Raw genomic sequence first — 14734 nt, forward strand, 5'->3', positions numbered from 1 at the left:
AGTGTAAACTATTTTAAGGGCACATATTAAAGGGTCTGAATGTCTACTTTAGGATATATATATACCAATTTTTTTTGTATATCCTTGTAGTTCATTTGTTTCAATGCTTGCGCATATTTCTGCAATTGGTTTTTATAGCTATCGTTATAATCTCCTGTTTTATAATCTATAATGATAGCTTCCGATGTTGATTCGCAAAGCATTAAACGGTCTAAACGTAGTATTTTACCTTCCTGGGTAAAAAGCTCTTTTTCATTAAAGATAGAAAAATTACTGGTTATAAAATAATTTTTTAGTTCAGGATGTTCCGTTATGCTGCTTATAAGGTTTTTAAAATCATCGGCATCCTCTTTCGTAATAATACCTTCGGTAATGGCTTGGTATATTGCCATATCTATGTCGTCTATAGTTTTTACCCAAGCGAGTATTTGGTGTACTATATTTCCCTTTTCAATGGCCTTTTGTTGTTTGGTATCCCAAAGCATACCATTCTTAGTAACAATGTTCCATTGTTTCTTAGAAGTTTCCTTCCCAAATGAAATGGTTTCTTGGGTTAATTTTTCCTCTTGTTCTTTGTCTGGTAAAAAGCCCGGGGTTCCATATATTTCATTAAACGGTAGTACTTCTTGTTTTTCTTTCTGTATAAAGTCTTTTAAAAGTTGAGATAAGGTATTGTCATAACTCTTATTGTTACTTATAATGTGCAGTTGTTTCACGGCTCTGGTAAAAGCTACGTAGGTTACATTATAATTATCTAGCATGCTTTTGCTATCAAGTGTCTCCTTAATAATGCCAGTGTCTTCTGTAATTTCGGTAAAATCTTTATTGGCATTCACCAAAATAGTTTCAAAACCATTATAGTCTTCTGGGTTTACAGAAATCCATGTTTCATTTCTGTCTGAAATAAGTTTATCTTCTGCAAACGGGTAAATAACTACAGGAAATTCTAATCCTTTAGAACGGTGAATGGTTAAGATAGAAACAGCATTGATACCATCTGGTGCTACAAGGCTAAGGTTATCTTTTCTTTCTTCCCAATAATTTAAAAAGGCTGTAAAACCTTCTTTATGGTTATAGGTAAAGTCTTGTATTAAATCTAAATAATATTGAAGGTAGGCATCAGAAGCATCTGCTAAATCAAATTTATGTATAGCATACAGTATGGCGTTGTAAAACGGTTTTTGTAAAAATGCTTCTAAAGAAAAGTTATAGTCTGTAAAGGTTTCTTCATTCTCTTTTTCAAGTCGTGTTGCAATAAAGGAGTGGGTACTTTCTACATTTTGTTTCAGTGCTAAGAACAAGAGTAAGGTTGCCTTTAAATCTTTGCTATCAGCAAAAAGTCCGTATTTAATTAAATTATTTAAAAATGTAATTTTGGGGTTATTAGCCAGTAATAAAGACTCCGATGAAATCATGGGTATTGATGCCTCGGTAAGTGCATTGGCTACTAAAACCCCTTGTTTGTTTTTGCGGGTTAAAATAGCAATGTCTTTATAAGTGTACCCTTGTGCTAATACATTATTAATTGTTTGTAGCGTTTGTGCAACATATAATTCTGCATTGGTTTTTTCATCTTCTGGCTCTATAAAACTTACTGTTACTAAACCTCCTTTTTTAGCATTGGTTTTTTGGTTGCCTAAAGCATATAAATTTTGATGGGCACTGGTGAGTAATCCTTCTTTTGCAAAGTTGAAAAAAGCATTATTGAAATTAATAATTTCATCGTAGCTTCGGTAGTTGGTATCAAGATTTTGGTTGGTAACCTCAGATACAAACGGATTTACTTTTTGGTCATACAAATCTACAAACTGTTCAGGGTTACCACCTCTCCAGCGGTAAATGGCTTGTTTGGCATCTCCTACCAACAATAACGATCCTTTTTTGCCCGTCAGGGTTTCAGAAGACAAAGCATTATCCATTAGCGGAATTAAATTTTGCCATTGCAGTTCTGAGGTGTCCTGAAATTCATCTATAAAGTAATGTTTAAACTTTTCGCCTAAACGTTCATAGATAAAGGGTGCTGGTTGATCTTTTATAGTTTCAGAGATAGTAGCATTAAACTCAGAAATGAGTACTAAATTTTCATCGTCTTTAATTTTCTGAAGTTCATTTTGAACACTATTTATTACCGTTAGCGGAACTAAGTTTTTATAAACGTTTTTAGCAAATTTCCATTTGTAGTAATGAGCTTTTATGTTTAAAAATGCTTGTTCTATTTCTGGTAACAAGCTATCTATATCTGCTTGTTTAGAAGCATCTAGTTTTTTAGGATATAAACCGCTACCCGTACGTATATTTTCTTCTAGTTTAGTAGCATACGGAGATGTGGTGCCATAGGTTAGCGTACTGTGTTTTAAGAAGTGATTAGGTAAACTTTGTCTTGTAAAATCGGTATAATCAATTCCGTTATCTGTGATTCGCTGTAATATGTTTTTTGCTTCAGATGTTATTTGTTCTTCGAGTGTTTTAATGTCTGAAAACACTTTTTTTTGTAATCCTTTAAAATCTGTAATCGATTTATCTTTTAAAGTTTTTAAAGGTAGGTAATGGTTTTCTTGTGTTATTTTTTTAGAAGTATCTAAAATGTCTCTAGAAATATCCCAGCTTTTATCATCATCTATTTTTTCTAAAACAAAATCAACTAAAATATTGGTTAGCTCTTTGTCTTCTCCGGCATTAGCTATAAGGTTGTCTACAGCTTCTTTTAATAGTAAATCGGTGTCTAGAGTAACTTCAAAATTTTGCGGCAGTTTTAAATCAAACGCAAAAGTTCTAATAATACGGTGGTTAAACTTGTCTATGGTAGAAACATCAAAAAACGCATAATTGTGTAAAATTTTCTTAAGCACCTTTTTAGAACGCTCTATTAACTCTTGCTCACTTAAATGCAACTCGTTACAAAGCATTTTAAACATATCGTTAGAAGTAGCTACATCTTCTTTAGTAGCAAAAGCTGCCAAATTATCTATAATACGTTCTTTCATTTCGCCAACAGCTTTGTTGGTAAAAGTGATGGCAAGAATGTTTTTAAATCCATCTGCATGATTGCTTGATAGTAAAATACTTAAGTAGTTTTTTACCAAGGTAAAAGTTTTACCAGAACCCGCTGAGGCGTTATAGATAGTGAAAGAAGTAGAATTCAATGTGTTTACTTTATTGCAAAATAAGAAATCTTTATGGTTCTTAACAATATATTAGTATATCTTTCCTCTATTAATTGTTAAATTTGATAGTATAAATATTAACCTAAAAAAACGAAAATATTATGTCATTCGAATTACCGAAATTATCATATGCATATGATGCATTAGAACCAAATATTGATGCTAAAACTATGGAAATTCACCATACTAAGCACCATGCAGGATATACTACAAAATTAAATGCAGCTGTAGAAGGAACAGATTTAGAAGGAAAAACTATTGAAGAAATTCTTACTTCTTTAGATATGTCTAACGGAGCTGTAAGAAACAATGGAGGTGGATTTTACAACCACAACCTTTTCTGGACAGTAATGTCTCCTGATGGTGGAGGAGAGCCAACAGGTGCTTTAGCTGATGCTATTAACGCTGAGTTTGGATCTTTCGAAGCTTTCAAAGAAAAGTTCTCTGCTGCTGCAGCTACTCAATTTGGTTCAGGATGGGCATGGCTATGTGTTCATAAGGGTGGTAAAGTAGAAGTTTGTTCTACTCCAAACCAAGATAACCCTTTAATGCCAGGTAATTGTGGTGGTACTCCTATCTTAGGTTTAGATGTATGGGAGCACGCTTACTACTTAAACTACCAAAATAAAAGACCTGATTATATTGCGGCTTTCTTTAACGTAATTAACTGGGCTAAAGTTTCTGAGTTATACGAAGCTAATAAATAATAGCTATACACATAAAATAGAAAAGTCCGGTTTTGCCGGACTTTTTTTTATACTAAATACTTTTACTTGAGTTGGAATAGGCATAAAATAAAAAAAGACGAAAATGAATTCGTCTTTTTTTGCCCCAAATCTTACCATTAACTTAACCTACTTATGTTATGGCTCTACGAATGTAGTAACATAATCATTATCAGTATAATTTTATAGATTAAGTGCTTTTTTATTAGTTAAAGTGTATTATACTACAACGTACTAGTAAGCTCTTTCCTTATTACCTTCGTAAAAGTTAATGAAAGCTCTGTTAACCACACGGTTACCTCCTGGAGTTGGGTAGTCTCCTGTGAAGTACCAATCTCCTAAATTCTTAGGACATGCTTCGTGTAGTTTTGCAACACTTTGAAAAACAATTTCTAATTCTGCCTTTAATCCTTCCGGAGCAAGTAACTCTGCAATCTTATCAGATATTTGTTCATCTGTAAACGGCGCATATAAATCGTTTACTACGTTTACAACATCGGTATCTGTATAGTCTACTTGCGATAAACATCTTTGGTAGATATCTTCTATGATAGCTTCAGTACCGGCATCTTTGTGTAAAGCTAATGCAGCTCTAAAGGCAACTAAATCTTCTAACCTTGCCATGTCAATACCATAGCAGTCAGGGTATCTAATTTGTGGAGCCGATGAAACAACTACAATTTTCTTAGGACTTAGTCTGTCTAATATTCTTAAGATACTCTTTTTAAGTGTAGTACCTCTAACAATACTATCGTCTATAATTACTAAGTTATCGGTAGGTTTTACAGATCCGTAGGTAATGTCATAAACGTGCGCAACTAAATCATCTCTACTGTTATCATCTGCAATAAAGGTTCTTAGTTTGGCGTCTTTAATAGCTACCTTTTCAATTCTAGGTCTAACATTTAATATTTCTTGTAAACGCTCAGGAGTCATAGTATCCATTTCAGATAAAATTGTCTCCTGTTTCTGTTGGTTTAAATACGATTGAGCTTCTTTTACCATTCCGTAAAAAGAAGTTTCTGCTGTATTAGGAATGTATGAGAAAACAGTGTTTTCTAAATCGCCATCAATTTTTTCAATAATTTGTGGCATTAATAATTTTCCTAACGTTTTACGCTCCTCGTAAATTTCTTTATCACTACCTCTAGAGAAATAGATGCGCTCAAAAGAACATGCTTTACGTTCTAATGGGTTCAGTATTTTTTTGTTTAGAACTTCTCCTGCTTTTTTTACAATAATAGCATGGCCTGGTTCAATTTCTTTAATCTTATCGTAATCTACGTTAAATACTGTTTGTATTACGGGTCTTTCAGAGGCAATGGCAACTATCTCATCATCTTGATAGTAATATGCAGGTCTAATACCAGCCGGATCTCTTAGTACAAAAGCATCTCCGTGACCAACTAAACCAGCCATAGCATAACCACCATCCCAACTTTTTGCAGCACGCTTTAAAATTTTAGTAATATTTAAGTGTTCTGCAATTAAAGGAGAAGCTTCAATTTTACTATATCCTTCTCTTTTAAATTTCTTGTATAGTTTATTTACTTCATCATCTAAGAAATGACCAATTCTTTCCATTACTGTAATGGTATCTGCCTTTTCTTTTGGGTGCTGACCTAAACGTACCAATCTTTCAAAAAGCTCATTAACATTGGTCATGTTAAAGTTACCTGCAACAATTAAGTTACGGTGCATCCAGTTGTTTTGTCTTAAAAACGGGTGTACACTTTCAATACTGTTTTTACCAAAAGTTCCGTAACGTACGTGACCAAGATAAAGTTCTCCTAAGTATGGTAACTGTTTTTTCTGTTCCTCAACATCATCAATTAAGCCAGGGGTATTATCTAGAATTTCGTTAATTCTGTTATTTATCTGGCTAAAAATATCCTGAATAGGCTGTTGTTGGTTAGAACGTACTCTACTCATGTAGCGCTCACCCGGGTCCATATCCATTTTAATGCTGGCTAAACCAGCTCCATCTTGTCCGCGGTTGTGCTGCTTTTCCATCATCAGATACATTTTCTGAATACCGTAAAAAGAAGTACCGTATTTTTCTTTGTAATAATCTAACGGTTTTAATAATCTAACCAGGGCAATTCCACATTCATGTTTAATAGCGTCACTCATAGTTGTATTGTAAAGGTTATGGGGCGGATCTTGGTTTTGTTTACCACCTTACGTATTGCAAATATTACTTTATTAAAAAAGCCCCGAAAAATCAGGGCATAACTATTATGGTATTTCTATTTCAAATTGAGTTAACTTTCTAAACTGTCCGAGGCGTTTCTGTACCTCGTCTTTCGTTAACTGTTGCATCCTTTCGGTTCCAAACTTTTCAACGCAGAACGATGCTAGGTTAGAGCCGTAAATAATGGCGTTTTTCATATTGCTGAAGGAGATATCTCCTGTATGTGCTAAATATCCTGAAAAACCACCTGCAAAGGTGTCTCCAGCTCCTGTTGGGTCAAATACTTCTTCCAACGGAAGGGCAGGTGCAAAAAAGATATTTTCTTTATCAAAAAGCATAGCGCCGTGTTCTCCTTTTTTAATAACCACATATTGAGGTCCCATTTGAAGTATTTTTTGTGCTGCTTTTACCAATGAATATTCATCAGATAATTGTCTGGCTTCTTCATCGTTAATAGTAACAACATCTACTTTCGCTAAAACCTTCATTAGCTCATCCCACGTGTTATCCATCCAAAAGTTCATGGTGTCTAAAACAATAAGCTGTGGTTTTTTCTCCATTTGTTCAATTACACTTAATTGGACGGATGGATGTAGATTTCCTAACATAACAACATCAGCATCTTTAAAATTATCTGGTACTACCGGATTAAAGTCTGCTAATACATTCAATTCTGTTATTAAGGTATCTCTTGAGTTTAAATCGTTGTGGTATTTTCCTTTCCAGAAAAACGTTTTTCCATCTTTAACCACTTCAATACCAGAAATGTCAATGTTTCTGCTTTCTAGCATTTTAAGGTCTTCTTCAGGAAAATCTTCTCCAACTACAGAAACTATAGCCGAATCTATTTTAAAGTTAGACGCCGATAAACCTATATAAGTAGCGGCTCCTCCTAGTATTTTATCAGTTTGTCCGAAAGGTGTTTCAATAGCATCAAAGGCTACTGTACCTACTATTAATAGTTTGCTCATTAAACTTTAATTTTTTGCAAATATAAGGTTACTTTTTTATTTCTGGAATTTACTACGGTATTAGAAGAAACTTAATTTTTAAGAAGCTTCAAATCCGTAGTCGGTTTTCAGATTGGGTTTCTTAGAGGCTTCCACCGCTAAAAAGTCGCATCGCTCATTTTGCGGATGGTTGTTATGTCCTTTAACCCATTGAAAAGTAACTTCATGTTTTCTGTATTCTATTAAAAACAGTTTCCATAAGTCGCTGTTTTTTTTGTCTTTAAAATTGGTTTTCTCCCATTTAAACACCCATCCTTTGGTTACCGCATCTGCAACATATTTAGAATCGGTAAAAACTACTGATTTAGTATTGGGTAACTTCAGTTTTTTGAGAGCCTCAATAACGGCTAACAACTCCATGCGGTTGTTGGTAGTTTTTTTAAAACCTTCTGAAAATTCTTTTCGATACGGTTTTCCTACCCATTCCATGACTATGCCGTAGCCACCTGGTCCTGGGTTTCCGCGAGAAGAACCGTCTGTGTATATATGTACTTGTGCGTTACTCACTAAGTAATTGTGTTATAATTTTAGGAAAATGCTCATATTCTAACTCGTGTACTTTGGCTGCTACATCATCTGCCGTATCGGTTGGTAGTACTGGGCAGGTGGCTTGGTGTATAATAGCGCCTTCGTCATAGTTTTCATTTACATAATGTATTGTAATACCGCTTTCAGTTTCGTTATTTGCAACAACTGCATTATGTACATGGTCACCATACATACCTTTTCCTCCATACTTAGGTAATAGCGCTGGGTGTATATTTATAATTTTGTTAGGGAATGCTTCAATGATGTTTTCAGGGAATTTCCATAAGAAACCAGCCAAAACTATAAGGTCTGGTTGTGCTGTTTTGATCGTTTCTAGCACAAAATTGTGGGTGTAGAACGCCGTTCGGTTAAAAGTTAGGGCACTAATGTTTAATTTTTTTGCTCTTTCTAGCACAAATGCTTTCGGATTGTTGCAAAGAATTAAATTAACCCTAAAATTGGTGTTTTCTTCTAGGTAATTTATAATGTTTTCTGCGTTAGATCCAGATCCAGAGGCAAAAATGACTACATTTTTCATAGTTAAATAAGTATATCGAATTGCAAAAAAACTAATTCTAAACTAGAATTAGAAGCCAAAAAACTAAATTGTTGAATTAATTTTCATTAATTTAGGAGCACATTTTTTAAGTAAAATGTTGTTTTAAATTAAAGTTTTTTATTTTTGCCAACAAATTAAATTTTAAAACTAAAAGATTATGTCAGACATTGCATCAAGAGTAAAGGCTATCATCGTTGACAAATTAGGGGTTGACGAGAACGAAGTGGTAGCTGAAGCTAGCTTTACTAACGACCTAGGAGCAGACTCATTGGACACAGTGGAATTAATAATGGAATTCGAAAAAGAATTTGATATTCAAATTCCAGACGACCAAGCAGAAAACATTGCAACTGTAGGTCAGGCAATTCAATACATTGAATCAGCAAAGTAATTTAAAATTTATACAAAAGTATACATGAATTTTTTATAGAATGTTCAGCTTTTAGCTGGGCATTCTCTTCATGCTCTATTGTAATTATTTAGAACGTAAAATTATTTCACAATGAAATTAAGGCGAGTTGTTGTTACAGGTATGGGTGCATTAACACCAATTGGTAATAACCTGGAAGAATATTGGGAAGCACTGAAAAACGGAGTAAGTGGGGCAGCCCCTATTACACATTTTGACGCTTCAAAATTTAAAACACAGTTTGCCTGTGAGGTAAAAAATTTCAATGTATTTGATTTTATCGATCGAAAGGAAAGTCGTCGATTAGACAAATTTTCACAATTTGCTGTTATTGCCAGTGATGAGGCTATTAAAGACTCAGCTATGGATTTAGAATCTATAGACAAGTCGAGAGTTGGGGTTATTTGGGGTGCCGGAATTGGAGGTTTAGAAACATTTCAAGAAGAAGTTATTAATTATTCCAAAGGAGACGGTACGCCAAAATTTAATCCTTTCTTTATTCCTAAAATGATTGCCGATATTGCTCCTGCTCATATATCTATGAGAAATGGCTTTATGGGGCCTAATTTCACTACCGTTTCTGCATGTGCTTCTTCTGCTAATGCCCTTATAGATGCCCTTAACTACATTCGTTTGGGAGTGTGTGATGTTGTGGTATCTGGTGGTTCTGAAGCAGCAGTTACTATTGCAGGTATGGGTGGTTTTAATGCTATGCATGCGCTTTCTACAAGAAATGACAGTCCGGAAACTGCATCAAGACCATTTGATGGAGAACGTGACGGGTTTGTACTTGGAGAAGGAGCTGGTGCGCTTGTTCTAGAAGAATATGAACACGCAAAGGCAAGAGGTGCAAAAATTTACTGTGAAGTAAGCGGTGGCGGAATGTCATCTGATGCTTACCATTTAACTGCGCCACACCCTGAAGGTTTAGGTGTGATGGCCGTTATGAGAAATTGTTTGAAAGATGCTGGAGTGAATCCGGAAGAAGTGGATCACATTAACACGCACGGAACTTCTACACCACTTGGTGATGTAGCAGAGTTAAAAGCCATTTCTACAGTGTTTGGAGAACATGCTAAAGAAATTAGCATTAACTCTACCAAATCTATGACTGGGCATTTACTTGGTGCTGCTGGTGCTATAGAGGCTATTGCTTCAATATTACCGTTAACAGAAGGTATTATTCCTCCAACAATTAATCATACAACTAAGGATGAAAAAATTGATCCGGAACTAAATTTAGTACTCAACAATTCTGAAAAGAGAGATATTAAAATATCTATGAGTAATACCTTTGGTTTTGGTGGACATAATGCTTGTGTATTATTCAGAAAATACGAAGAATAATATATGGGGCTTATTCGCAAAATATTAAATTCCCGCTCAAAAGATGAAGACGGGAATTTTTTTGTTCATTTGCAACGTGTTTTAGGATTTAAGCCCAAAGATTTTGAAGTCTACAAAGTTGCTTTTACCCATAGATCTACCAATATTAAAGATGATCAAGGGAACCCAATTAATTACGAGCGGTTAGAGTTTTTAGGTGATGCCATGTTAAGTGCAGTCATTTCTAAGTATTTATATGAAGAGGCGCCTGCAGGTGACGAGGGATACCTTACTAAAATGCGTTCTAAAATTGTTAGTAGAGAGCATCTTAACGAATTGGGTAAAGAATTAAGACTGCTAGATTATGTAGTAAGTAGTATTTCTAAAGAAAGTTTTGGAGACAATGTGCATGGTAATTTATTTGAAGCCCTCGTGGGTGCTATTTATTTAGACAGAGGATATAATTATTGTGAGCGTTTTATTAATAAAAGGGTTATTAAACCGCATGTTGATATTGAACGACTTGAAGGCAAAATTATAAGTTATAAAAGTTTGCTTATTGAGTGGTGCCAAAAGGAGAAAAAATCATTCTATTTTAATGTGTTTGAAGATAACGGTAACGATGTTTTAAAACATTTTGCTGTGAAATTAAGCATTGATAATAAAGTGATTGCCAAAGCAAGAGCTACTTCTAAAAAGAAAGCCGAAGAGGCGGCAGCAAAAAGAGCATACTTTGCTTTACAGAGCCAAATAGAGAACCTATAGGATTATTAAATTGTTAACTATCTCGTTTTCGCACCCGGTTATCATTAAACATTTGAAATATAATTATATAATCTTTTAAAGAAGTCATATATTTACAGCAATTTGCGAATATCTATGACTGTATATAAGTTAACAGATGACTTTGAAGATGACTGTGAGTTTACACTAATAGCTATTCATAGTGCGGTGGAAGATTACCGAATGGCTTTTTTACTAAACAAGTATTTAGGTCTGGGGTTTAAAAAAGTAACACCGGTTGAAATGGATGATAACCATGTGTTTCAACGTTTTGAATGGCTAGATGAAAAAAACGATACGTATTGGAGTCTTATTCAGAATTCTGCAATAAAAAAGGAGGAAGTAAGTAAAAGTGCTTTCATGTTATTTGAAGAATGGGGAGGAGAGCAAACAATTTATTTATTGCCAGAACATAAAAAGGTAGATTTTTTTATAAAAATAGAAATCGCAGAAAGCTATTTAGATGTGCCAAGTATTGTGCAAAAAATACAGCAAATACCAAATATAGTTACAACATATAAATTAGCTACAAACCGAATTAAAACTAGAACGAACTTAATTTTCTGAAAATGCTTAAAGTTAAAAAAACCAAAATAGTTGCAACACTAGGGCCTGCTACCAGTAATAAAGAGACCCTTAGAAATATGATTGAAGCAGGAGCCAACGTATTCAGAATTAACTTCTCTCACGCAGATTATAAAGATGTGGAAGAGCGAGTTAATATGATTAGAGAACTGAATGAAGAGTACGGATATGCAGCCGGAATTTTGGGAGATTTACAAGGGCCTAAATTACGTGTAGGTGTAATGGCAGAAGATGTTGTGGTAAACGACGGTGATACCATTACATTTGTTACAGGTGAGCCATTTGAAGGTAATGCCGAGCGCGTTTACATGAACTATAAAGAATTTCCTAAGGATGTAAAGCCAGGAGAACGTATATTATTAGATGATGGTAAACTTATTTTTGAAGTTACCGGAACTGATAAAGAAAAAGAAGTAACTACTAAAGTTGTTCAAGGTGGGCCATTAAAGTCTAAGAAAGGTGTAAACCTTCCTAATACGGCATTGTCTTTACCTGCATTAACTGAGAAAGATATTAGAGATGCTATTTTTGCTATTCAGCAAAAAGTAGATTGGATAGCCCTTTCTTTTGTACGTCACGAACAAGATATTATTGATCTTCAGAACTTAATTAAAGAGCACTCTGAGATTAAAATTCCTATTATTGCTAAAATTGAAAAACCTGAAGGGGTTGCCAATATAGACAAAATTGTTTCTTACTGTGATGGATTAATGGTTGCTCGTGGTGACCTAGGTGTTGAGATTCCTGCTCAAGAGGTTCCATTAATTCAGAAGAAATTAGTTTTAAGAGCTAAAAAAGCACGTATTCCTGTAATTATTGCTACCCAAATGATGGAAAGCATGATTACTAGTTTAACACCTACAAGAGCAGAGGTAAACGATGTTGCTAACTCTGTAATGGACGGTGCAGATGCGGTAATGCTTTCTGGTGAAACTTCTGTTGGTGCATATCCTGTACAGGTAATTGAAAGAATGAGTAGCATTATTGAAAGTGTAGAGAACTCTTCTTTAATTAAAGTACCACAAGAGCCACCATTTATTAAAACAAAAAGATATATTACTAAATCTATTTGTTATCACGCGGCTTCTATGGCTAACGATATTAAAGCAAAAGCTATTTCTACGTTAACTAATAGTGGTTACACTGCATTCCAGATTTCTGCGTGGAGACCAAAATCTTATATTTTAGTATTTACATCTAACAAACACATACTTACTCAATTAAGTTTACTTTGGGGTGTAGAGGCATTTTATTATGACCGCTACGTAAGTACCGATGAAACTATTGAAGATGTAAACCGTATTGCCTGTGAAAAAGGTTTCTTAGAGCCAGGTGATATGCTTATTAGTTTAGCGGCTATGCCTATTAAAGACAAAGGTATGGTGAATACTTTAAGAGTAAAAGAAATTGAAACTTGTAACTTCGGATAATCTCTGAAGCTTATATAATATAAAAACCGCCTTTTGGGCGGTTTTTTTTATGTTTTAAGTTACTAAAATTCAAATTTAAGCTGTACTTGAATTGGTTTTTCTGGGGTTTGCTTTTCTTTTTTATCAGTATTTAAATTGCTTAAAGAAATGCCTAGTAAGCGTACAGAGTCTTCAGGTTTTTGTTGGTACAAGAGTTCCTTAGCAGTTTCTAAAATCAAATGTTTGTCTGCAACAAAGTAAGACAAAGTTTTGCTACGGGTTTGTTGCTCAAAAGTACTGTACTTAATTTTTAACGTAATGGTTTTACCTGCAATGTTGTTTTTCTTTAAGCGTTTTTCTAGCTCTTGAGCAATGTTGGTTAATTTTTCCAACATAAAAATTTCAGAGGTTAGGTTTTCACTAAAAGTACGTTCGGCTCCTACAGATTTTGGCGTGCGGTGTGGCTTTACTTCACTAGTGTGTATACCTCTTACAATGTGGTAATAGTGAGATCCACTCTTACCAAAATGTGTTTCTAAATACTCCAGGCTTTTGGTTTTTAAATCGAGCCCTGTAAAAATACCATGCTGATACATCTTTTCAGCAGTAACCTTACCAACACCATAAAACTTCTTAATGTCTAACTGTTCTAAAAAGTTAATTACCTCTTCTGGGTTTACGGTTTTTTGTCCGTTAGGTTTGTTATAATCACTGGCTATTTTTGCTACAAATTTATTAATAGAAATACCAGCCGATGCGGTAAGTCCAATCTCGTCAAAAATGCGTTTACGTATTTCTCTAGCAATTTTAGTAGCGCTTGGGTTTCCTTTTTTATTTTGGGTAACATCTAAGTATGCTTCATCTAAGGCCAGGGGTTCTACCAAATCGGTATACTCATAAAAGATGTTTCTAATTTTTTGCGAAATCTCTCGGTAGCGTTCAAATCTTGGTTTTACAAAAATGATATCTGGGCATCTTTTTTTTGCTAAATAACCACTAATGGCACTACGTACGCCGTACTTTCTAGCTTCATAACTAGCAGCCGACACAACGCCTCGCTTTTCAGCACCGCCAACTGCTACAGGCTTGCCTTTTAGCTCAGGGTTGTCCATTTGTTCTACAGAAGCATAAAATGCATCCATGTCTACATGAATAATTTTACGTAACGGGATGTTTATGCCATCTACTTCCATATCGCAAATTTAGCGTAAATTGCTATAGTAAACTACTTGTAAACAAGTGTTCAGGTAGTTAAGCTGTGGTATCCACTAAATTATGAATTATGAAAAAGAAAACTGCCATACTACTTGGTGCTACTGGGCTTACGGGTGGTTATGTTTTAAGTGAGCTGTTATATGACGATAGGTACGAGAAAATTATTTTGTTTTCTAGAAGTACTAAAGGTATAGATAACCCAAAATTAGAAGAACATTTAATAGCTATGGATGAGCTGCCCAAATATGCTTCTCTTTTTAAAGGAGATGAAGTGTATTGCTGTGTGGGTACTACCAAGAAAAAAACACCTGATAAAGCTGTTTACAAAACTATAGATTATGGTATACCTGTAAATGCTGCACAATTAGCTAAATTAAATAATATACCTACGTTTATAGTAGTGTCTGCCATGGGCGCTAGTGAGCAAAGTGCGGTTTTTTATAACCGACTAAAAGGAGAAATGGAGGCTGATGTAAAAAAAAGTAAGATTGACTAAACTACATTTTGTAAGGCCGGCTTTAATTAGTGGTAAAAGAGAGGAATTTAGATTAGGGGAGTATTTAGGCAAACAACTTTTTAAGTTGTTAGATTATGTTATGGTAGGGCCTTTAGAAAAATATAAATCAGTTCACCCTTCTAAAATAGCTAAAACTATGATATGGCTTGCCAACCATTCGTATGATAAAGTGGTGGTAGAGAGTGACCAAATTCAAAAACTAGGTTCACATTAAAAAAAAGTGTAATTTTGATGCACTGTTTGGCAATGATGTCTGCCCTGAACCGCCGCAAGAGCTGATGACGTCTACTATCTGGCAATATTGCCACAG

At 34.5% G+C, this 14734-nt stretch carries 14 protein-coding genes and 1 riboswitch; of the genes, 8 read left to right on the forward strand and 6 right to left on the reverse strand.

Features of this window, described 5'->3' with window-relative positions:
• Positions 1–26: 26 nt before the first annotated feature.
• Positions 27–3143: a UvrD-helicase domain-containing protein gene (locus Y10_RS03205; RefSeq protein ID WP_281763924.1), complete on the reverse strand. Its 3117-nt coding sequence runs from the start codon at positions 3141–3143 to the stop codon at positions 27–29.
• A 122-nt stretch (positions 3144–3265) separates the two neighbouring features.
• On the opposite strand from Y10_RS03205, the gene Y10_RS03210 reads away from it, so the two are divergent.
• Positions 3266–3871, forward strand: coding sequence for a superoxide dismutase (locus Y10_RS03210; RefSeq protein WP_281763925.1), 606 nt, complete (start codon positions 3266–3268; stop codon positions 3869–3871).
• A gap of 252 nt (positions 3872–4123) precedes the next feature.
• On the opposite strand, the gene Y10_RS03215 is transcribed toward Y10_RS03210, so the two are convergent.
• The 4 genes from Y10_RS03215 to purN form a co-directional block, all read right to left on the reverse strand.
• Positions 4124–6022 carry an amidophosphoribosyltransferase gene (locus tag Y10_RS03215; protein ID WP_281763926.1) on the reverse strand — a complete coding sequence of 633 codons (1899 nt, stop codon included), beginning with the start codon at positions 6020–6022 and terminating at the stop codon, positions 4124–4126.
• A gap of 105 nt (positions 6023–6127) precedes the next feature.
• Entirely contained in the window at positions 6128–7054 is a 927-nt protein-coding gene (locus Y10_RS03220; protein WP_281763927.1) for a PfkB family carbohydrate kinase, read from the reverse strand.
• 78 nt (positions 7055–7132) lie between these two features.
• Positions 7133–7600, reverse strand: a complete 468-nt coding sequence (gene rnhA, locus Y10_RS03225) for a ribonuclease HI (protein ID WP_281763928.1) — start codon at positions 7598–7600, stop codon at positions 7133–7135.
• Positions 7593–8159 carry a phosphoribosylglycinamide formyltransferase gene (gene purN / locus Y10_RS03230; protein WP_281763929.1) on the reverse strand — a complete coding sequence of 189 codons (567 nt, stop codon included), beginning with the start codon at positions 8157–8159 and terminating at the stop codon, positions 7593–7595. The genes rnhA and purN overlap by 8 nt, the downstream gene beginning before the upstream one ends.
• Before the next feature lie 178 nt (positions 8160–8337).
• Here purN and Y10_RS03235 point away from each other — a divergent pair, with 178 nt between their 5' ends.
• The 5 genes from Y10_RS03235 (at position 8338) to pyk (ending at position 12713) form a co-directional block, all read left to right on the forward strand.
• Positions 8338–8571 (forward strand): acyl carrier protein, encoded by a 234-nt coding sequence (locus tag Y10_RS03235; protein ID WP_008236559.1) that lies wholly within the window; start codon positions 8338–8340, stop codon positions 8569–8571.
• 111 nt (positions 8572–8682) lie between these two features.
• The gene (fabF, locus tag Y10_RS03240; protein ID WP_281763930.1) at positions 8683–9936 is read left to right on the forward strand and encodes a beta-ketoacyl-ACP synthase II; all 1254 of its coding nucleotides are present in this window, start codon (positions 8683–8685) and stop codon (positions 9934–9936) included.
• Between the two features lie 3 nt (positions 9937–9939).
• Positions 9940–10680, forward strand: coding sequence for a ribonuclease III (gene rnc, locus Y10_RS03245; RefSeq protein ID WP_281763931.1), 741 nt, complete (start codon positions 9940–9942; stop codon positions 10678–10680).
• Positions 10681–10794: 114 nt separating this feature from the next.
• Positions 10795–11265 (forward strand): IPExxxVDY family protein, encoded by a 471-nt coding sequence (locus tag Y10_RS03250; RefSeq protein ID WP_281763932.1) that lies wholly within the window; start codon positions 10795–10797, stop codon positions 11263–11265.
• Positions 11266–11267: 2 nt separating this feature from the next.
• Positions 11268–12713: a pyruvate kinase gene (pyk, locus tag Y10_RS03255; protein ID WP_281763933.1), complete on the forward strand. Its 1446-nt coding sequence runs from the start codon at positions 11268–11270 to the stop codon at positions 12711–12713.
• Positions 12714–12775: 62 nt separating this feature from the next.
• Here the strand turns inward: pyk and dinB are convergent, their stop codons facing one another.
• The gene (dinB, locus tag Y10_RS03260; protein ID WP_281763934.1) at positions 12776–13885 is read right to left on the reverse strand and encodes a DNA polymerase IV; all 1110 of its coding nucleotides are present in this window, start codon (positions 13883–13885) and stop codon (positions 12776–12778) included.
• An 89-nt stretch (positions 13886–13974) separates the two neighbouring features.
• Between dinB and Y10_RS16930 the strand changes: the two genes are divergently transcribed.
• Both Y10_RS16930 and Y10_RS16935 read left to right on the forward strand, forming a co-directional pair.
• Positions 13975–14403, forward strand: coding sequence for an NAD(P)H-binding protein (locus Y10_RS16930; protein WP_309297813.1), 429 nt, complete (start codon positions 13975–13977; stop codon positions 14401–14403).
• Complete coding sequence (locus Y10_RS16935) at positions 14396–14638, forward strand: Rossmann-fold NAD(P)-binding domain-containing protein (RefSeq protein ID WP_309297814.1); 243 nt, start codon at positions 14396–14398, stop codon at positions 14636–14638. Before Y10_RS16930 ends, Y10_RS16935 begins: the two co-directional genes overlap by 8 nt.
• Before the next feature lie 19 nt (positions 14639–14657).
• A riboswitch (Fluoride riboswitch) is annotated at positions 14658–14719 on the forward strand.
• Positions 14720–14734: the final 15 nt, after the last annotated feature.

The sequence above is a fragment of the Neptunitalea lumnitzerae genome (genome assembly GCF_027924185.1).
Lineage (GTDB): Bacteria > Bacteroidota > Bacteroidia > Flavobacteriales > Flavobacteriaceae > Neptunitalea > Neptunitalea lumnitzerae.